Annotated in this window: 20 protein-coding genes; 7 read left to right on the forward strand and 13 right to left on the reverse strand. The window is 59.1% G+C overall.

From position 1 onward, the window contains the following. Positions 1 to 429 precede the first annotated feature (429 nt). Positions 430 to 1056 carry a bifunctional nicotinamidase/pyrazinamidase gene (gene pncA / locus PL640_RS12360; RefSeq protein WP_271362150.1) on the forward strand — a complete coding sequence of 209 codons (627 nt, stop codon included), beginning with the start codon at positions 430 to 432 and terminating at the stop codon, positions 1054 to 1056. Between the two features lie 8 nt (positions 1057 to 1064). Here the strand turns inward: pncA and PL640_RS12365 are convergent, their stop codons facing one another. Continuing rightward, positions 1065 to 1301: a DUF2164 domain-containing protein gene (locus PL640_RS12365; RefSeq protein ID WP_271362151.1), complete on the reverse strand. Its 237-nt coding sequence runs from the start codon at positions 1299 to 1301 to the stop codon at positions 1065 to 1067. Between the two features lie 180 nt (positions 1302 to 1481). Between PL640_RS12365 and PL640_RS12370 the strand changes: the two genes are divergently transcribed. Both PL640_RS12370 and PL640_RS12375 read left to right on the forward strand, forming a co-directional pair. Further along, positions 1482 to 2201 carry an AzlC family ABC transporter permease gene (locus PL640_RS12370; protein ID WP_142840253.1) on the forward strand — a complete coding sequence of 240 codons (720 nt, stop codon included), beginning with the start codon at positions 1482 to 1484 and terminating at the stop codon, positions 2199 to 2201. Then, positions 2198 to 2512: an AzlD family protein gene (locus PL640_RS12375; protein WP_271362152.1), complete on the forward strand. Its 315-nt coding sequence runs from the start codon at positions 2198 to 2200 to the stop codon at positions 2510 to 2512. The genes PL640_RS12370 and PL640_RS12375 overlap by 4 nt, the downstream gene beginning before the upstream one ends. Here the strand turns inward: PL640_RS12375 and PL640_RS12380 are convergent. Further along, positions 2509 to 4350 carry an aminopeptidase P family protein gene (locus tag PL640_RS12380; RefSeq protein ID WP_271362153.1) on the reverse strand — a complete coding sequence of 614 codons (1842 nt, stop codon included), beginning with the start codon at positions 4348 to 4350 and terminating at the stop codon, positions 2509 to 2511. The two genes, PL640_RS12375 and PL640_RS12380, sit on opposite strands and share 4 nt — an antisense overlap. Positions 4351 to 4643: 293 nt before the next feature. On the opposite strand from PL640_RS12380, the gene PL640_RS12385 reads away from it, so the two are divergent. Beyond that, positions 4644 to 4817, forward strand: coding sequence for a hypothetical protein (locus PL640_RS12385; RefSeq protein WP_003522343.1), 174 nt, complete (start codon positions 4644 to 4646; stop codon positions 4815 to 4817). 148 nt (positions 4818 to 4965) lie between these two features. Here the strand turns inward: PL640_RS12385 and PL640_RS12390 are convergent, their stop codons facing one another. The 3 genes from PL640_RS12390 to PL640_RS12400 all read right to left on the reverse strand — a co-directional run bounded on the left by PL640_RS12390 (position 4966) and on the right by PL640_RS12400 (position 6994). Beyond that, the gene (locus PL640_RS12390; protein ID WP_271362154.1) at positions 4966 to 5844 is read right to left on the reverse strand and encodes a 50S ribosomal protein L11 methyltransferase; all 879 of its coding nucleotides are present in this window, start codon (positions 5842 to 5844) and stop codon (positions 4966 to 4968) included. 93 nt (positions 5845 to 5937) lie between these two features. Then, entirely contained in the window at positions 5938 to 6537 is a 600-nt protein-coding gene (gene sco, locus PL640_RS12395; protein ID WP_046798081.1) for a cytochrome oxidase assembly protein Sco, read from the reverse strand. A gap of 142 nt (positions 6538 to 6679) precedes the next feature. Next, the gene (locus PL640_RS12400) at positions 6680 to 6994 is read right to left on the reverse strand and encodes a hypothetical protein (protein ID WP_271362155.1); all 315 of its coding nucleotides are present in this window, start codon (positions 6992 to 6994) and stop codon (positions 6680 to 6682) included. 68 nt (positions 6995 to 7062) lie between these two features. On the opposite strand from PL640_RS12400, the gene PL640_RS12405 reads away from it, so the two are divergent. After that, entirely contained in the window at positions 7063 to 7530 is a 468-nt protein-coding gene (locus PL640_RS12405) for a chemotaxis protein CheW (RefSeq protein WP_003522339.1), read from the forward strand. Positions 7531 to 7750: 220 nt separating this feature from the next. Here PL640_RS12405 and PL640_RS12410 read toward each other — a convergent pair whose 3' ends face one another. From PL640_RS12410 to gcvA, 3 genes are read right to left on the reverse strand one after another with little or no spacing between them, the layout of a single operon-like run. Beyond that, complete coding sequence (locus tag PL640_RS12410; protein ID WP_035220532.1) at positions 7751 to 8242, reverse strand: CreA family protein; 492 nt, start codon at positions 8240 to 8242, stop codon at positions 7751 to 7753. A 46-nt stretch (positions 8243 to 8288) separates the two neighbouring features. Then, positions 8289 to 8897, reverse strand: coding sequence for a 3'-5' exonuclease (locus tag PL640_RS12415; RefSeq protein WP_174029814.1), 609 nt, complete (start codon positions 8895 to 8897; stop codon positions 8289 to 8291). Between the two features lie 43 nt (positions 8898 to 8940). Then, positions 8941 to 9843 carry a transcriptional regulator GcvA gene (gene gcvA / locus PL640_RS12420; protein WP_271362156.1) on the reverse strand — a complete coding sequence of 301 codons (903 nt, stop codon included), beginning with the start codon at positions 9841 to 9843 and terminating at the stop codon, positions 8941 to 8943. A 198-nt stretch (positions 9844 to 10041) separates the two neighbouring features. On the opposite strand from gcvA, the gene PL640_RS12425 reads away from it, so the two are divergent. Further along, the gene (locus tag PL640_RS12425; protein WP_271362157.1) at positions 10042 to 10968 is read left to right on the forward strand and encodes a DMT family transporter; all 927 of its coding nucleotides are present in this window, start codon (positions 10042 to 10044) and stop codon (positions 10966 to 10968) included. A gap of 299 nt (positions 10969 to 11267) precedes the next feature. Further along, positions 11268 to 11795, forward strand: coding sequence for a GNAT family N-acetyltransferase (locus tag PL640_RS12430; RefSeq protein ID WP_271362158.1), 528 nt, complete (start codon positions 11268 to 11270; stop codon positions 11793 to 11795). A gap of 4 nt (positions 11796 to 11799) precedes the next feature. On the opposite strand, the gene PL640_RS12435 is transcribed toward PL640_RS12430, so the two are convergent. The 5 genes from PL640_RS12435 to lpxC all read right to left on the reverse strand — a co-directional run bounded on the left by PL640_RS12435 (position 11800) and on the right by lpxC (position 18800). Further along, the gene (locus PL640_RS12435) at positions 11800 to 12696 is read right to left on the reverse strand and encodes an aminoglycoside phosphotransferase family protein (protein ID WP_271362159.1); all 897 of its coding nucleotides are present in this window, start codon (positions 12694 to 12696) and stop codon (positions 11800 to 11802) included. Between the two features lie 64 nt (positions 12697 to 12760). Next, positions 12761 to 14935: an NAD-dependent DNA ligase LigA gene (gene ligA, locus PL640_RS12440; protein ID WP_271362160.1), complete on the reverse strand. Its 2175-nt coding sequence runs from the start codon at positions 14933 to 14935 to the stop codon at positions 12761 to 12763. A 114-nt stretch (positions 14936 to 15049) separates the two neighbouring features. Then, on the reverse strand, positions 15050 to 16723 hold the full coding sequence (gene recN, locus PL640_RS12445; RefSeq protein WP_271362161.1) for a DNA repair protein RecN: 1674 nt from the start codon (positions 16721 to 16723) through the stop codon (positions 15050 to 15052). 15 nt (positions 16724 to 16738) lie between these two features. Continuing rightward, positions 16739 to 17605, reverse strand: coding sequence for an outer membrane protein assembly factor BamD (locus PL640_RS12450; RefSeq protein WP_142840264.1), 867 nt, complete (start codon positions 17603 to 17605; stop codon positions 16739 to 16741). A gap of 235 nt (positions 17606 to 17840) precedes the next feature. Beyond that, on the reverse strand, positions 17841 to 18800 hold the full coding sequence (lpxC, locus tag PL640_RS12455) for a UDP-3-O-acyl-N-acetylglucosamine deacetylase (RefSeq protein WP_271362162.1): 960 nt from the start codon (positions 18798 to 18800) through the stop codon (positions 17841 to 17843). Positions 18801 to 19024 lie beyond the last annotated feature (224 nt).

The raw sequence follows: 19024 nt of genomic DNA on the forward strand, positions 1-19024 counted from the left end.
CACGCACACCCGGCCAATGCCGGTGGGATTTTGGGGCATCCAAAGAGCGGGTGAACACCACGCCGCTTTCGGAACTGACTGGTTCGAAGCATGACGAATTATGGTAACCAAAGTGTTTACGAGTCCCTGCAAAAATACTTCGTTAAGGTCTGCGCATGTCAGGCGAAGGCGAAACGATGACCGTGCGGGGACGGCGTGCACTGCATCGCTCGTCCCAAAAAATGCCCCTCGGGGCGCCATCGGCCTTTAAAATTTCCGTCGCCGCATCGTCAGGTAAATTCCGACTTGGCCGGAAATTTGCTGTAAATGCGGCAGGACTGCGACGGGACAAGCTGTCGTCATCAACCAGCCACGTGGGCACAAAGGTTGAATGGGTACTTGATCCGCCAAAGCCGGCTTGGCATCCTGCTGGCAAAAGGGAGGCACATCATGAAGGCGCTGCTGCTCATCGACATCCAGAACGGCTTTTGCCCCGGCGGTAATCTGGCCGTTGCCGAAGGGGACAGGATCGTGCCCGCCGCCAATGCCCTCATCGACAATGGTGGTTATGATCTCATCGTCGCATCGCAGGACTGGCACCCGGAAAACCACGGCAGTTTCGCCTCCCAGCACCCCGGCAGGAAACCGTTCGACATGGGCGAACTTTCCGGCAAACCGCAGATGATGTGGCCAGACCATTGCGTGCAGGGCACGCAGGATGCGGAATTCCACCCCGACCTGAAGACGGACGCATTCGACTATATTCAGCAGAAGGGTGAAAACCCCGCCGTCGACAGCTATTCCGCGTTTCGCGACAATGACCAGTCGGCGACGACAGGCCTTGCCGATTATCTGGCCCGACAGGGCGTGACGCAGCTCGACATATGCGGCCTCGCCACCGATTATTGCGTCAGTTTTTCGGTGCTCGATGCCATCGACATGTTGCCCGGCATCAAGGTCCGCTTCATCGAGGATGCAAGCCGCGGCATCGATCCACAGGGCATAAAGGCCGCGATTGCGGCCATGCGGGAAAAGGGCGCAGCAATCATCAACAGCCGCGACATATTGCGCGACTGACCGCCATTTCAACGCAGCCGCGGTTTTTCCAGCACGTCTATGTCACCGGCCGCGTCCTCAAGACGCCGCAGGATTGCAGCATGTGCATCCTTCAGCCCCTGATTATAGAAAACACATCCGACCTCCTCGGCCAGAAACTCCACGAAGATTTCCGCCTCAAGAAGCCCCATCTCGGTTTCGGTCTCCCGGGCAAGGTAGTCCTTGATACGCGCGGCCAGGACCGCCTTTTCCTGCTTTTCGAGCATTGATCTTCCATGATTTCACGGTGTGGGTGCACCGACGAAACCCGATGAGGTCTTTCGTCCGGCGCTGACTGTCGGCGTTACCGTAACGGAAGCTTCAAGGGAATCAATCGATCCATTCATGCAATTCGTTTGCCAGCCGGCCGGGACGGCGATAGAGCGGCGGCAAGGAGTTTCCAGAGAATGTTCAATAAAGATTTTCGCGAGGGACTGAGGACCGGTTTTCCGATCGCCCTTTCCGCCGCCCCCTTTGGCGCGCTGTTCGGCGCGGTTGCAGTTGATAACGGCCTGAGCGTCACCGAAGCCACGATCATGAGCGGCACCGTCTATGCCGGCGCAAGCCAGCTTGTGGGCATCGAACTGTTTGGCCAGAAGGTCGCCCCATGGCTGATCGTTCTTTCCGTCTTCGCCGTCAATTTCCGCCATATCCTTTATTCGGCAGCCATTGCCCGAATGATCTCCGGCTGGTCGCTGATGCAGAAAGCTGCCGGCTTCTTTGTGCTGGTGGATCCGCAATTCGCCGAATCGGTCCGTAAATACGAGAACACCGGCACGGTCGGCTTTTCCTGGTACATGGGCTTTGCCGCACCGGTCTATGTGCTGTGGCTGGCCATGACCATTCTCGGCGCCTCGCTCGGCAATCTCGTCGGCGATCCCAAAGCCATCGGTCTCGATGTGCTTTTGCCGATCTATTTCATGGGCATGGTCCTGAGCTTCCGCCAGCGGGAGAATTTCTACCCCGTGATGCTGGCAAGCGCAGCCGGTGCAACAGTCGCCTATCACTTCGTCGGCTCGCCGTGGCATGTCAGCCTCGGGGCGATTGCCGGCATTCTCGTTGCCGTCCTTTATCCGCCCAAACCCAACGGCGAGGCCAATCCTGAAAACAGGGTGGAAACGCCATGAGCGACATGCTCCATACCGACACGATGATCCTGATCGCGCTCGCCGCCATCGCCACCTATCTCACCCGCATCGGCGGTTATGTGCTGATGACGCGGATGAAATCCATCCCGCCGCGCATGGAAGCCGGACTTAACGCCGTACCGGTTGCGGTTCTGACCACGCTTGTCGCACCCGCCTTTTTCGAAGGCGGATACGAGGTGAAGATCGGCATGCTGGCAGCCCTTCTGGTCTGCCTGCGGTTTCCCGGCCTGACGATGCTGGCAATCGGCTGGGCCGTCGTCATCGCCATCAGGCATTTCGGGCTGCTTTAAGCGATCCTCTCCAGTGGCCTGGTCGCGGCAACAAGCCAGGCTTTCACCTCTTCATCGGTGATCAGCGGAGAGAGCTTTTCCAGAACGTCGGCGTGGTAGGCGTTCAGCCAGTCGAGTTCCTCGTCGGTCAGCAGCGACATGACGACAAGCCTGTTGTCGATGGGGCACCAGGTCAGCGTCTCGAAGGAGAACATTGGCTGGTCGCCGCCGGCCACCTCCTGCGCATCACGCACATAGATCAGGTTCTCGATGCGGATGCCGAAAGCGCCGGGGCGGTAATAACCCGGCTCGTTCGACAGGATCATTCCCGGTAGAAGCTCCTGCGTCGAAAGCCTTGCGATACGCTGCGGTCCCTCGTGCACCGAAAGGTAGGAACCGACACCGTGGCCGGTGCCATGGGCATAGTCGGCGCCTGCCTTCCACAGCGCGATGCGCGCCAAAGGATCGAGGTCGCAACCGCGCGTTCCCTTCGGAAACCGTGCGGTGCTGATACCGATCACCCCCTTCAGCACCAGCGTGAAGAAACGCTTCTGCTCTTCCGGCACCGTGCCGATTGCGACGGTACGGGTGATATCGGTAGTGCCGTTGACATATTGCGCGCCGGAATCGACGAGGAACATCTCGCCATCGGCAAGTGTACGATCCGTGTCCGTGGTGACGCGGTAGTGGATGATGGCGGCATGTTCGCCAGCGCCGGAAATCGTGTCGAAAGACACATCCTTCAGCGGGTTCTGCATCGCCTGCCCCACTTTGGCCCGCGCTGCCTCCAGCGCCTTGACCGCAGCGATTTCGGTGACACTGCCCGGTTGCTGGCGATCCAGCCAGCTCAGATATTCGACCATGGCCGCGCCATCCTGCACGTGTGCTGCGGCCGAACCAGCAAGCTCCGCCTTGTTCTTGCGGGCGCGCGGCAGGCGGACCGGATCGGACGTCTCCACCAGTATACCGCCCGCTGTCGTGATTGCGCCCGTCAGCGCCACCGGCGTCAGATCGGCATCGACCATGACCCGGCCCTTGGCGCTGGCAATCGCATGCAGGCGGTCGGCAATTTTCGATGGCGGCAGTTGCGTCGCCAGTTGCGCCAGATAGGCCTCGACCTCGATGCCGGTCTTGCGCTTGTCGAGAAAAATATCCGTCCTGCCGTCGGCATAGATGATGGCACGGGCAAGCGGATGCGGTGTATGCGGCACGTCATTGCCGCGAATATTGAAAATCCAGGCAATGGAAGACGGATCGGTAACCAGCAGGGCATCTGCCTGCTTGGCCGAAACCGTCTCCGCCAGCAGCGCGATCTTTTCCTTCGCCAGCTTGCCGGTAAAGGCTTCCGGCTGGATAATAACGGGCTCCAGCGGCTCGGACGGACGGTCCTGCCACAGGGCGTCAAGCGGATTGCGCTCCAGCAGCACGACGGAGCCGCCTTTGGCCGCAAGCGCCTTTTCCAGCCGCTTCAATTCAGCGCCGGTATGCAGCCACGGATCGATCCCCAGCCGGAAGCCCTGCGCTGCATGTTCGGATAACCAGACAGAGGGCGGCGCCCCGACCAGATCACCGCCCGTGAAGACGGATTGGTCGACCTGCGATTTGAGCTGTGTCGTATACCGCCCATCGACAAAAACCACGGCCTCGCTGCGTGTCACCAGCGCGATGCCGGCCGAACCGGTGAAGCCCGTCAGCCAGGACAGGCGCTCGGCGCATTCCGGCACATATTCCCCCTGATATTCATCGGCGCGCGGCACCAGAAAACCGTCGATAGCCAGCGCATCGAAACCGGCGCGCAGCGCCTCGACACGGGCCTTGCCAAATTGCGGCGCGGATTTGTTTTCGAAGGTCTGGAACATGGGTGTCTTTCGGGAACTGTCATGAGGAAAGCGGTTCATTCACGCCGTCAAATCATTGGCGCGCAACGACAATGCCACGTGGGCAAACCCGGTTTCAAGCCATATATGACAGAACCGATTACGGCGATAAATTGTGCATATTTTGCGAAATAAGTAATACTAGAAAACAAGTGACATGCATTTTACGCATATCAACCGTGAAATATCCCATCTAACCAAACAAAATCACATCGCTTATATCAAGATCAACACAGCGAGAGAAACACTCTCCTGGCAAAAAGGGATTTGAAGCAATGGCAAAATCTTTCCTCCGCACCGCCTTCGATCGCGTTGTTGAAGCACGCGAGCGTCAGGTGAGCCGCCATGTCAACGCAGCACTTTTGAACCTTGACGACAAGTCGCTCGAAGCGCTGGGCATGAACCGCGCCGATCTGCGTCGCAAGGCAAAGTCCAGCTACGTATTCTGATCAAGTCAGGCGCGGCGATCCTCCCTCCACCGCGTCTGAACAGGAATACGTCGACCCGCTTGAGCAAGCTCCTCCCATATGCTCGCGGGTTCCAGGCGGCGCGAAAGCGCCGCCTTTTCTTTTGCCCGAAAGCAAGATCGAAAGAGCGTCAGTCTTTGCGCAGATGCAGCGTCACCCAGCCGTTGCGCCAGATGGTGCGGATGTGAGAAAGCCGCGCGCCATTATAAGCGGCGAGAACCTTCCAGCGCTGTGACGCAAGAATACCCGACAGGATGACGGTGCCGCCGGGCGCCAGATGCGTGACAAGCTGCGGCGCCATCTTGATCAGCGGCCGCGCCAGAATATTGGCGATGATGAGATCAAATGGACCATGCTTGCGGAAAGCATCGGAGTGAAAACCGGGTGCGGTTTCCAGCGCCATTCCAGACACGATACCGTTCAGCCGTACATTTTCCTTGGCCACCTTGACGGCAATGGGGTCGATATCCGTCGCCAGCACCGGAATGGGGCGCATCTTGCGCACGGCGATCGCCAGCACGCCGCTGCCGGTGCCGAGATCGAGCGCGTTGCGGACCGTCCGTGCCCGCAGAACATCCTCGATCATTTCAAGGCAACCCGCCGTCGTGCCGTGATGGCCGGTGCCGAAAGCCTGCCCCGCCTCGATCTCGATGGCCAGATCATGCGGCTGCACCTTGTCGCGATCATGCGCGCCATGCACGATGAACCGCCCTGCCCTGACCGGCTTCAGCCCCTCGAGCGACTTGGCGATCCAGTCAACATCGGGAACGATCTCTTTTTCAATGACGAGACCAGGAAATGCAGGCGCAAGCAAAGCGCTGACACGCTCGCGGAACTCATCCTCCTGCTCGGCCATCAAATAGACGGAGGCTTCCCAGATGTCGCGCTTCTCATCCACCTCGGTCGTGGCGATAGCAACATCCTCCTCGCCGAAATAATCCGACATGAGATCGAGGATTTCGCCGGCCTTGATTTCGGTCGTGGTGACGTAAAGTCGGATTTCGCTCACGGCGGGCTGCTTTCTCTGGCTGAGGTTGTTGTCTTGCCTTTGCCACAAAAGCTGCGCCAGTCCAATAAGCCTGGCGCAATTATGCCGGCTCTATCAGCCCTTCAGAAGATTCTGGAGCTTCTGCTCGGCAACTTCAGGGTTTTCGCCATAAGCGATGGTGCCTGAAAAACGGCCCTTGGCATCAAGCAGGATGACGGACGCGGTATGATCCATGGTGTAATCGCCATTCGGATCCTTCTCATCCACCGGCACCTTCTTGGCATAGATGCGATAGCCTTTCAGCGTCTCGGCAATCTTGTCGGCCGGACCGGTAATGCCGGTAATCCGCTTTGAAACGTTGGAAACATATTGCTGCATGATCTCTGGCGTATCACGCTCTGGATCGACGGAAACGAAATAAGCCTGCATCTTGTCGCCGGCCGGGTCCACCTTTTCCATCCAGCCGTTCAGCTCGAACAGTGTCGTCGGGCAGACTTCCGGGCAATGGGTGAAACCGAAGAACAAGGCCGTGGGCTTGCCCTGAAACGCCTTTTCGGTGATCGGCTGGCCATCCTGCGCGGTAAGCGCGAAAGGCACGCCATAAGCCGTTTCCACCATCTCCTCACGGGTCTTCGTCATTTCGATCGTCAGCCAGCTGACGACACCGGCAAGAACGACCACCACGGCCCACAATACGATGCGAATATTTCTCATTGTCCAATCCTACCCCGAAAGCCCGCGGCATATCGCAGGCCTTGGCAGACTGATAACGAACGACGACGGCGACGGCAAATCAACTGGACGTATTTACAGGGAGCCGCGCTGATTTGTCACAAAGCGCAGACGGCCCAAACGATCACAGACACCAGGCAATACCGCTCTGCACGGTGGAAAGGAAAATATCCGTGCTGTGCCGTACCCAGCCGTCGAAGGCAAGAAGCACGATGGCAAGCGAAGCGACGACCGCAAGACTTGCCAGAACAAACTTCAGCGGGTTGGAAACGAGTGCGTTCATACCACCATCATAACCTTTTTGCACCGACGCGAGAACCGCCAAAATACCGGGTTTTGCGTGGGAGAGCGCGGCAATTGTTAGGGAAAGTTTAAAATCTTGCTGTGCATTATGACCATAGCGGTTTTTAAAGCCTCGACATGATGTCTCCCGGTCCATGCCGGCCACCGCATAAAGCTCAATCCTGCGTGGGCCTGTTAGAGAGCCATCAGAGGAAACCTGCCGTCATGTCCAACGCCATCAAGCAATCCGGCGCATATCTCGAAATCGTTTCCTTCCATCTGGGCGATCAGGAATTCTGCATCGACATCATGGCGATCCGCGAAATCCGCGGCTGGGCGCCGGTTACCCCGATGCCGCACACGCCGCCTTATGTTCTCGGCCTCATCAACCTGCGCGGCGCCGTCATTCCCGTCATCGACATGGCCGGCCGCCTCGGCATGAAGATGACCGAGCCGTCCGAACGCTCCGCCATCATCGTCACCGATATCGGCGGCAAGCTGGTGGGCCTGCTGGTAGAACAGGTCTCCGACATGATGACCATCCGCTCCGAAGACCTGCAGCCTGCGCCGGATATCATTCCGGAAGAACAGCGCAGCTTCTGCCGCGGCATCGTGGCGCTGGAAAAGAGCATGGTCTGCTTCCTCAACCTCGACACCGTCATTGCGGACGAACTGGCGCGCGAAGCGGCCTGATCAGCTGAAGCCATGCGGGCTGCATGCAGAACCTCAGGGTTTGGCACCACCTGAGCGCCCGTCACCCCGTCACCCCGGACTTGATCCGGGGTCCAGCGCGATCAAGTCTTTGATCGCGAAAGAACCTCTTCACGACGCGGACGCGTCGTGGCTGGATGCCGGATCAAGTCCGGCATGACGGATAGTATTTTGGAATTCCTTATCAAAATACCGGAAAAGCTTACGGCTTGCCCTTCTGCCACGTCACCTGCTGATTATAGAGCGGCACCGTGGAAATCGCCATCTTGGCCGAACCGTCGGTCAGTTCCCGCGCATGCACCAGATAGATCAGCGTGTCATTGGCCTTGTCATAGACGCGGCTGACGACGAGCTTCTTCCAGACCAGCGACATGCCCTGCCGGAATACCTCTTCCCCGCCCTTCGACAGATCGATGTCGCCGATCTCGACCGGCCCCGTCTGGCTGCAGGAAATGGCATTGTTGGAAGGGTCTTCGAACCAGTTGCCGTTCTTCAGCCGGTCGATGACGCCACGCTCGAAATAGGTAACGTGGCAGGTGACACCCTTGATCTTGGGATCGGCGATCGCCTCGATGACGATATCATTGCCGATCCAGTCGACCCCGACCTCACCCACGACCTGCGAATGCGCCGCTGTCACCGGAAGCAATGCCAGAAAGCCCGCAAACAAACCCGACAGAGTTTTCATTGTCATCGCATCTTCTCCGTTATGCTGCTTCAAACATAGGTGGGCGACACCATTAAGCAACCCGGGCGACGGCGCGTTTTTTCATGCTGCAGGGCTGGTAGCCGGTGGAGGTGAGACGGCCGGCGACCATGCCGATCTTTTCCGGCAGATCGCGGATATGGGCGACACGCAAGGCCTTCGCCGCCGCAATTGATGCGGCAGCGCAGACAACCGCGTCTTCGGCGGCATTGTGGTGCACGAAGCGCAGCTGCAGATGATGGGCAATCACATTCAGCTTGTGTGATTCCAGATGTGGCCAGACATGCCGGGCGATCTTGACGCTGCACAGATAGGAAAGATCAGGATAGGACTGCCGGTATTTGTCGAAGGACGCCCGCATGACGCTGAAATCGAAGGCGGCATTATGGGCGATCATGGTGGCGCCATGGAAGTCATCAATGAACTCTTCCATCACCTCAGGAAATTCCGGCGCATCCTCGACATCAGCAGGCCGAATTCCGTGCACGGCAATGTTGAAGGGCGAGAACCGCATGTCCTTCGGCCGAATAAGACGTTCCTCGACACGAACGATATTACCGTCTTCTATCCACGCAAGCCCGACGGAGCAGGCGCTGCCCCGTTCCTCATTGGCGGTCTCGAAATCGATGGCGATGGTTTTCAAGAGTGATTCCCGTTGTTTCATTCCGGCATAGACCGGATTGTCATCAAAGAGAACCGGCCTCGGCTGAACGCGCTTGCGAAAGCATCCATTCGATGAGCGTCACCAGATCGGGATTATCAAGCATGTGTCGTGGATAAACGAGAAAATAGGCAAGCGTGCTGGCCATGTCTTTCCCGAAGGGCGCGATCAATGCACCTTCCGCAAGCTCGCGGGAAACAAGCGAACGGCGGGTCAGTGCAATGCCATGCCCGGCTTTCGCCGCATCCAGTGCGCCATTGCTGTCGATGAAGACCGTGCCGCCGGAGGCATCGACATCGGATGCTCCGGCCGCCTCCAGCCAGCGCCGCCACTCATTCCGGTTTTCATCATGCAGAAGCGGCACGGCTTTCAGGTCCCCCGCCTCCTGAAGCGGTCCGTATTTCTCAAGAAGCTGCGGCGAACAGACCGGCAAAGTGCTGTCATCGATGAAACGGATGCTCTCCAGCCCTTCATAACGGCCAAAACCGTGCCGCACCGCCAGATCGACATCGTCCCGCGAAAAATCCACCAGCCGGTTGGTCACGCTGATGCGGACGTCCACATAGGGGTGTTGCTGCTGAAAGGTCGGCAATCTCGGCATCAGCCATTGTATGGCGAAAGTCGGCGTGCAGCTGAGGGTCAGAACCGTGATTTCGGAGCGTGCCGTCAGTTCCGCCGTCGCCTCGCGCATCATCCGGAAGGCGGTGCGGAGCGCGCCGTAATAACGCTCCCCCTCCCGCGTCAGCTGGATACTGCGCGGCTTGCGGAAAAACAGCTGCACGCCAAGCCGCGTCTCCAGCTCCCGGATTTGCAGGCTGACCGCGCCAGGGGTGACATTCAGCTCGTTGGAAGCAAGCGTGACGCTGCGATACCGCGCCGCGGCTTCAAAGGCCTGCAAGCCTTTCAGCGATGGAAGTTCCGTTGCCATGATTTAGCTGGGCTCAATTATCGCGAGAGAAACTATCGTTTGAAAACACAATAAAACAGGGAGTAAATAGACGCAACGGGATATGAGGGCGGAGAAAATGCCGCAATATCGAATTGAGGTAAACTCAACCGATATCGGGTGGATGGCAACGTGCCTTCCTGCAATCATGTCGATATTCATATAGCGTGGGAGACGACGATGGCGATACAGAAACAGATGGATGCCCGAGAGTGGGCAATGCTCATAGCGCTCTCACTACTCTGGGGCGGATCGTTCTTTTTCGTTGGCGTCGCAGTCAAGGAACTGCCGCCCGTCACCATCGTCACGTTGCGGGTCACGCTTGCCGCTGCAGCGCTTCTCATCGTCTGCCGTCTCATGGGCCTTCACCTGCCGCGCCAATTGGCGGTGTGGCGCGCCTTTTTCGGCATGGGGCTGCTTAACAACATCATTCCCTTCTGCCTGATCGTCTGGGGCCAGACCCATATTGCCAGCGGGCTTGCCTCGATCCTCAATGCCACCACGCCCCTTTTCACCGTCATCGTCGCGCATTTCCTGACCGCTGACGAAAAGATGACGGGCAATAAGCTCGTCGGCGTGCTGATCGGCTTTGCCGGCGTGGCGACGATGATCGGCCCTGCAGCCTTTGGCGGATCATCCGGCCTCTGGGGCCAGATCGCCATTCTCGGCGCAGCCATCTCCTATTCCTTCGCCGGCATATTCGGCCGCCGCTTCAAGGCTATGGGCGTGCCGCCGCTGATGACCGCCACCGGCCAGATATCCTCTTCGACGCTGATGCTTATCCCGGTCGCCCTTCTCGTCGACAGGCCATGGACACTCGCCATGCCAGGCCTCGGCACCTGGGGCGCGCTGATCGGCATCGCACTGTTGTCGACGGCCCTCGCCTACCTCATCTTCTTCCGCATTCTTGCCAGCGCCGGCGCCACTAATCTCGCCCTCGTCACCTTCCTCATTCCCGTCAGCGCCATCCTGCTCGGTTCGCTGCTTCTCGGCGAGCAACTGGAAATGAAGCATTTCGCCGGCATGGCGATGATCGCTGCCGGTCTTGCCGCAATCGATGGCAGATTGCTTTCCAGATTGCGCCAGCCTCGCCAGCGGCTGCAGTGAGACTAGAAGATCGAGGCCGGCTTGCGAGACAACGGCCTCGTTCTTTTCCTCTCACTCCGGTGTTTTCCGGGAATGTGCCGTGCCGTCTTGACGCCCGGCGGCTCCTCTGGCCTTATGCCGCCATGATCAGCTTTGCGACCCACATGCATCTCACCGTGACCATTCGCCCCGCAGGGCGCGTGGCGGTGTCAGTGCGTTAGTCAACTGGTCATCCGTCCACCACCCTGCCACATATTGGCAGGGTCTGGTGTTCCCGCTCTGCCTCGGCTGAAATATCCAAGGAGAGCAGACATGCCGGAATGCGATTACCCTCACCCCTGGACCCCGATGCGCGCTGGCCCGAAGGCCTGTGCATCCGTGCTCGTACCCCGGCAGATGCGCCGGGGATAACGGCACTGCATAACATGGCCGGATTTCGCAACGGGACGCTGCGCTGGCCACATCAGAATCCGGAAGATATTCGCAAAAGGATCGAAACCCAGTCGGCCAACAGCTTTGCGCTGGTCGCCATTCTCGACGACAAGATCGTCGGCGATATCGGCTTGACGCGCCACACCAACCGCCGGGCCCATGCGGGCAGCATCGGCATGGGTGTTCATGATGCCTATACGGGACGGGGAATCGGCAGCGCCATGATCGGCGAAATCCTCGCCATTGCGGATCGCTGGCTGGACCTGAAAAGGATCGAACTGACCGTTTTCACCGACAATGAGCCGGCGCTGGCGCTTTATCGTAAATTCGGCTTCGAGGTCGAGGGCCATCTGAAATCCTTCGCCTTCCGCGATGGCGAATATATCGATGCCTATTGCATGGCGCGTCTGCGGTAATGGTTCAGACGGCCAAGCAATGATCCTCAAACACGCGCCGAATGGTCCGCCGCGACCATTCGGTCATTTCTTCGTTCCGCCCGCGCTCGGCATCCAGTACGATCAACGCCTTCCACAGTGCCCAGCCGCGCCCGCGCTGCCATGTGGCCTCATCCAGATCCAGCGCCCGGCGAAAAACAGCCCGGCTTTCCGCATCAAGCACATTCCACGCGAGAATGAGATCGGACGACGGATCGCCCACGCCGGAACTGCCGAAATCGATGACGGCCGACAGGCGCCCGTCCAGCACCAACAGATTGCCCTCGGCAATATCGCCATGCACCCACACGCCCTGCCCCTGCCAACGGCTCGAAAGCGCAAGCTGCCATATCTCCATGGCCAACGCCTGATCCACCTCATCGGAAAGGCGCGCCGCCGAGGCTCTCGCCTCGCCATCATAGAGCGCTAGCGATCCGCCGCGATGGAAATTATGCGCGCCCGCATGCGGCCCACCCGAAGCATCAATGTTATGCAGGGCTTTCAAAAACCCCGCAACATCGCTGGCGATGGCCGAAAGATCGATGCTGTCCAGCTGCCGGGCGAGAGGTTCACCCTTCAGCCAGCGATAGACGGACCAGCAGAACGGATAATCCTCACCCGGCTGTCCAAGCGCCAAGGGTGCGGGAATCGGAACCGGCAGGAACGGCGCAAGGGCCGGCAGCCACCGATGTTCCTTCTCCACCTGCGCCACATAGCGCTCAGCACTTGGCATGCGGATCAGCATGTCGTCGCCAAGGCGGAAGCTGCGATTGTCCCAGCCGCTCAATTCCACCGGCCGAACATCAAGCGCCGCCCATTGCGGAAACTGGCTGGCAATCAGCGCCCGGACCTGCTGAACGGTGACGACAATGCGGTCATCCATGATGCGTTCCCCGTTTCAGGCGCAAACCTCTGGCGGTGCAGGACAACACGGCGATGACGGCATATCAGCCGCCGATCAGCGCCAGCCACTCATCCTCGTCCATGGTTTGCACGCCCAGTTCCGTCGCCTTGGCAAGCTTGGAGCCCGCCCCCGGCCCGGCCACCAGAATATCCGTCTTTTTCGAAACGGAACCAGCCACTTTCGCGCCGAGGCTTTCGGCCCGGGCTTTCGCCTCATCCCGCGTGAATTTTTCCAGCGAGCCGGTGAACACCACCGTCTTGCCCGCCACAGGACTGCCTTCGGTGGACGGCTTCTCGGCCTCCTTCGGCTGCAACTCCCGTATCAGCCGGTCGATGACGTCGAGATTACGCGGTTCCTTGTAGAACTCGATGATGGCGCGGGCCACCACCTCGCCGATACCGTCGATGCTGTTGAGCTCCGCCCAGGCATCACTTGCCGGATCCGCCGCCGCCTTCATCGCCTCTTCGAAGTGTTCATAGGTGCCATAGGAACGCGCCAGAAGCTTCGCCGTTGTCTCGCCGACATGACGGATGCCGAGCGCAAAGATCAGCCGATGCAAATCGATCTCGCGGCGGGCGTCGATTGCATCGAACAGCTTCTTGACGCTGACCTTGCCGAAACCGTCAATATTCTCGAGCTTGGTCAGGTGGGATGCTTCCTGCCGCGCCTTCAGCGTAAAAATATCGGGCGCAGTCTTGATCGAGAGCGCCGGATCATCGCTTTCGAAGAAGAAATCGATCTGCTTGGTGCCCAGCCCTTCAATATCGAAGGCATTACGCGAGACGAAGTGTTTTAAGTGCTCCACCGCCTGCGCCCGGCAGACGAAACCGCCGGTGCAGCGCGTGACCGAATCGAGCTTGCCGGTCTTTTCATTGCGCTCCCGCACCGCATGACTGCCGCAGACCGGACATTTTTCCGGAAACGCATATTTCACCGCTTCGGCCGGACGCTTTTCCAGCAGCACATCCAGCACCTGCGGAATGACATCGCCAGCGCGCTGCACGATGACCGTATCGCCGATGCGAATGTCATGATCCTCAGGGCGGATGCGCTCGCCGCTGTTACCAATGCCTTCGATATAATCGGCATTGTGCAGTGTCGCATTGGTGACGACGACGCCGCCGACCGTGATCGGGGTCAGGCGTGCCACCGGCGTCAGCGCCCCGGTGCGCCCTACCTGGATTTCGATATTCTCGACCGTGGTGAAAGCCTGTTCGGCCGGAAACTTGTGCGCCGTAGCCCAACGCGGGCTGCGCGAACGAAAGCCCAGCCGTTCCTGCAGATCAAGCCGGTCGACCTTGTAGACAACGCCATCGATATCATAATCGAGATCGGGCCGTGCGACGCCGATTTCATTATAATGCTCAAGCAATTGCTCAGCGGAAGTGAATCGCTTCATCAGCGGATTGACCGGAAAACCCCATTCCCGGAACTTCTCGACGATGCCATATTGCGTATCGGCGATCCGCGCCGGCTGGCCGCCATTCGAGACTTCACCCAAGGCATAGGCGAAGAACCGCAGCTTGCGTTTCGCCGTCACATTGGCGTCGAGCTGGCGCAGCGAACCGGATGCCGTGTTGCGCGGGTTCACATAGGTCTGCTTGCCCTCCGCCTCCATCTGGGCGTTGAGAGCCATGAAGTCGCTCTTGGCCATATAGACCTCGCCACGCACCTCCACCACATCGGGCGCGTCCGAAGGCAATTCGTTCGGGATTTCCTTGATGGTCCTGATATTGGCGGTGACGTTCTCGCCGGTCGTGCCATCGCCACGCGTCGCCGCCGTCTTCAGCTTGCCCTTCTCATAACGAATGGACATGGAAAGGCCGTCGATCTTCGGCTCGGCGGTAAATGCGATGGAATCGTCAGGCAGATGACCGAGGAAGCGGTAGACGGAACTGACGAAATCGCGCAGGTCCTCTTCCGAAAATGTATTGTCGAGCGACAGCATCGGGCGGGCATGCACGATGGGCGCAAAGGTCGGCAGCGGTGTAAAGCCAACTTTTTTCGATGGGCTGTCGGCCCGTACCAGCGCCGGAAAAGCCGCCTCGACGGCATCGTTGCGCCGTTTCAGCGCATCATAGTCAGCATCCGAAATCTCCGGCGCATCCTTGCCGTGGTAAAGCGCATCGTGGCGCGCAAGCTCGGCTGCCAGAAAGGCAAGCTCGGAAGAGGCTTCAAGCTCGGTGAGATTTTCGACGGGTTTCTGGTCTTTCGACATGACGGCCTCTTTTCGGAATTACCGAACGCTTTTAGCCGAAATAACAAACATTAAAAACAGTTTTGCCGTTGGACTCACAAGCCGAATCCGCTCGCACAACGCAACGGGTAGCCTTCAGTCCTTGGCAGCCAGAAGGCGAGCCGCCGCAGCCCTCGCCTCGTCGGTCACCGAAGCACCGGCGAGCATCCGGGCGATCTCTTCGGTGCGGTGTTTCGGCTCCATCGTCGCCACGCGGGTGGCGATGCGCTCGCTGCCATCGCCGGATGGGCCTTTGGAAATCAAAAGATGGGTCGCCGCCCGCGCCGCCACCTGCGGAGCATGGGTGACGGAGAGAACCTGCACCGTCTTCGACAGGCGACGCAGCCGCTGACCGATAGCATCCGCCACGGCACCACCAACACCCGTATCGATTTCATCGAACACCAGGGTCGGCGCCGAACCACGATCCGCCAGCGCAACCTTCAAAGCCAGCAGGAAGCGGGACAATTCACCGCCCGAGGCAACTTTCATGATCGGTCCCGGCCGTGTGCCCGGATTGGTCTGGACGTGGAATTCGACGGTATCGATGCCGTCGGCCGTCGCCTGATCGGTATCGGAGGTGACCTCGACGGTAAACCGTGCCCGCTCCAGCTTCAGCGCCGGCAGCTCGGCCATCACAGCACCGGAAAGTGCATCCGCCGCATGGCGGCGTTTGTCGGACAGTGACTGGGCGGCACGGTCGAAATCGGCTTTGACGACGCCGAGATTGGCCTCCAGCTTGCCGAGCTTTTCCTCACCGGCATCGAGATCGGCAAGATCAGCCACCATTTTTTCGGCTAGAGCCGGCAGGTCAGGCACCGCGACATTATATTTGCGCCCTGCAGCGCGCAGCGCAAACAGTCGCTCCTCCACCCGCTCCAGCTCACGCGGATCGAATTCGGTGCGGCGCAACGCCGCCTCCACTTCCATCTGTGCATTGGAAAGGCTGTCCAGCGCGGCATCCAGCAACTGCACGGTGTCTTCCAGCAGGCCGGGTGCTTCGTGGCTCTTGCGCTCAAGCCGGCGCATCATGGATGCAATGACAGGCACGGGCGAAGCATTGCCATTCAGAAACTCGCTGGCTTCGGCGATATCGCCGGCGATGCGTTCGGATTTCTGCATCACCGCCCGGCGCTCGGCAAGCTCCTCCTCTTCACCGTCACGCGGCGAAAGCCCTTCGAGTTCCTCGACGGAAGAGCGCAGGTAATCCGCCTCGCGGGCGGCGGCCTCCACCTTGGCGCGGTGAGTCTTCAGCGCGCGCTCGGCGTCTTTCCAGGTGCGGTAGAAACCCTGAACGGCGCGGGCCGCATCGCTCAGCCCGGCAAAGGCATCCAGCAGCGTGCGGTGGGCATCGGTATCGACAAGCGCGCGGTCATCATGCTGGCCGTGAATTTCGACCAGCAATTGCCCGAGCTGCCGCATCATCTGCACGCTGATGGCCTGATCGTTGATATAGGCTTTGGTACGTCCGTCGGAGGATTGCACGCGGCGAAAAATCAGGTCGCCGTCGTCATCGAGACCGTTTTCCCGCAGAAGAAGCCGTGTCGGATGATTGTTGGGGACTTCGAACGTGGCAGTCACCTGCCCCTTGTCCTCGCCATGCCGTACAAGGTCGCCATCACCCCGGCCACCCAGCGCAAGGGAAAGACTGTCGAGCAGGATCGATTTGCCCGCGCCGGTTTCCCCCGTCAACACGGAAAGGCCCGCCTCAAAACCGAGGTCGAGCCTTTCAATCAGAACGATATCGCGAATCGAGAGCTGGACCAGCATGGCCTATGCCCCGTCTCAGGCGCCGATAAGCTTCTTGCCGGCGCGCGAAATCCAGGACCCCTTGTTTTCACGCGGCTCCAGCCCGTTGCCCTTCAGCAGCTTGTAGGAGTCCGCATACCATTGGCTGTCGGGATAGTTGTTGCCAAGAACGGCGGCCGCGGTCTGCGCTTCTTCCACCAGGCCCATCGCATAATAGGCCTCCGTCAGACGCGCCAGCGCTTCCTCGATCTGGTTGGTGTTCTGGTACTGCTCGACGACGATGCGGAAACGCGAAACGGCGGCGAGATATTCCTTGCGCTCAAGGTAATAACGGCCGACCTGCATTTCACGGCCGGCGAGCTGGTCGCGGGCGAAACGGATCTTGGCCTGCGCATCGGCGACATATTCCGAATCGGGATAGTCGTTGACGACCTTGCTCATCGCCTCGACCGTACGCTGTGCTGCGCGCTGGTCCTGCGTCACGTCGGAAATCTGCTTCGAATAGGCAAGGCCGATCATGTACTGAACATAAGCCGCATCCTTGGAACGCGGATATTGCCGCAGGAAGCGGCTGCCATTGGTGATGGCCACATCATTCTTGTTGGTGCGCGTCGCAATGAACGTCTGCATGACAAGCGCCTTCTGGCCCCATTCGGTGAATGGATATTGCTTGTCGATCGCCTCGAACTTGCGTGAGGCTTCCGTCATGTTGCCGGCGTTCATGTTGGCAAGCCCCTGCTTGTACAGAACGTCAGGCGGATCGGATTCAAAACCGAGCTTGGTAATGTCGATATCCGGATCGGACTGGCAGGCCGTGACGGCGACACTTGCACCGACCAACAACAACGAAACGGCGATCCCCCGCATCGTACCCTTCATCGCACCAGACCCTACATGCTTCATTCGACAGTTCCCACTTCCCGCGCAAATACATAAGCATCGGCTTTGCACTGGCGTTTCTAGCCATAAAAGCATCCGCAGGGCAACGCAATGATGACGCATTAACGCATTTTTATGGCATCCGCGCGCGCAATCGCATGAATATCAGGCGATATAACGAAACATCTTGCCCTGCATCATAAAAAAGCCGCCCCCAGGGGAGCGGCTTTTTCTGTCAATCGATAGCCTGCGAACAAACTCAAGCAGACCAGGGCGCAAATTCCGGCATGTTGACCGGTACGAATTCGCGGGCGCGCACCATCTGGTTGCGGGCAGCCGGTGCTTCGACGATCTCGTAAGCCGTACGGTCGCCCAGCAGCGCCTTTAGCGCATTGGCATTGACCTTGTGGCCACCGCGATAGGAGCGATAGCAGCCGATGAACTGCGCGCCGGCAAGCGCCAGGTCGCCCACGGCGTCCAGCGTCTTGTGACGGACGAACTCGTCCTTGGCGTAACGCAGGCCTTCCATGTTGATGACGCTGTTATCGTCGGAAATGACGACGGAATTCTCAAGCGAGGAGCCGAGCGCATAACCGGCAGCCCACAGGCGCTCCACGTCACGCATGAAACCGAAGGTACGGGCGCGCGACAATTCGTTCTTGAACGTCTCAGCCGTCAGGTCGCCCTTCCAGGACTGCTTGCCGATCAGCGGCGTGTCGAAATCGATGTCGACCTCAAAGCGTGTGCCGTCATAGGGACGGAATTCCGCCCAGGAAGCGCCCGAGTCGATGCGCACCGGCTTGGTAACGCGAATATAGCGGCGCTTCGCACCGAGGTTCTTTATGCCGACCGATTCGATGGCTTCGATGAAGGGAGCCGAGCTGCCATCCATGATCGGTGCTTCCGGACCGTCGACCTCAACGACGAGGTTGTCGAGGCCCATGGCGTAGATGGCGGCCATGACGTGCTCGATCGTCGCCACTGACTGGGACAGCGAACGGCCGAGCACGGTGCACAGGTCGGTATTGCCGACATTGGCCGAAACCGCCTTCAACTCGGTGACGTTGCCATTGTCATGAAGGCGATGGAATACGATGCCCGTCCCAGCTTCTGCGGGCTGGAACGTCATAGAGACCGGATTGCCGGAATGCACGCCAATGCCTTTAAGCTGAACAGCATTTGCGATAGTGGTCTGAAATCCGAGCAGTCCGATAGTCATGCGTATATGCCTTGTTTTGCAAACCGCGCCGTTTGGTGAAGCGCCGTTCAAGTTTTAAAGCCGGTTTTGGCGACCGGCCAAGTCCGTATTTTCCTTTACCCAGCCTCATACATACGCACATGTAGGTGCCACGACAAATCACTGTTCGTTTCGGATTGTTACACGCATAAACTATTGAAAACGCAAATTAATTTAGTGTTAATCACGCAAAATAAACAAAACGC

This window comes from Agrobacterium sp. ST15.16.024, assembly GCF_027956545.1.
Classification (GTDB): domain Bacteria; phylum Pseudomonadota; class Alphaproteobacteria; order Rhizobiales; family Rhizobiaceae; genus Agrobacterium; species Agrobacterium cucumeris.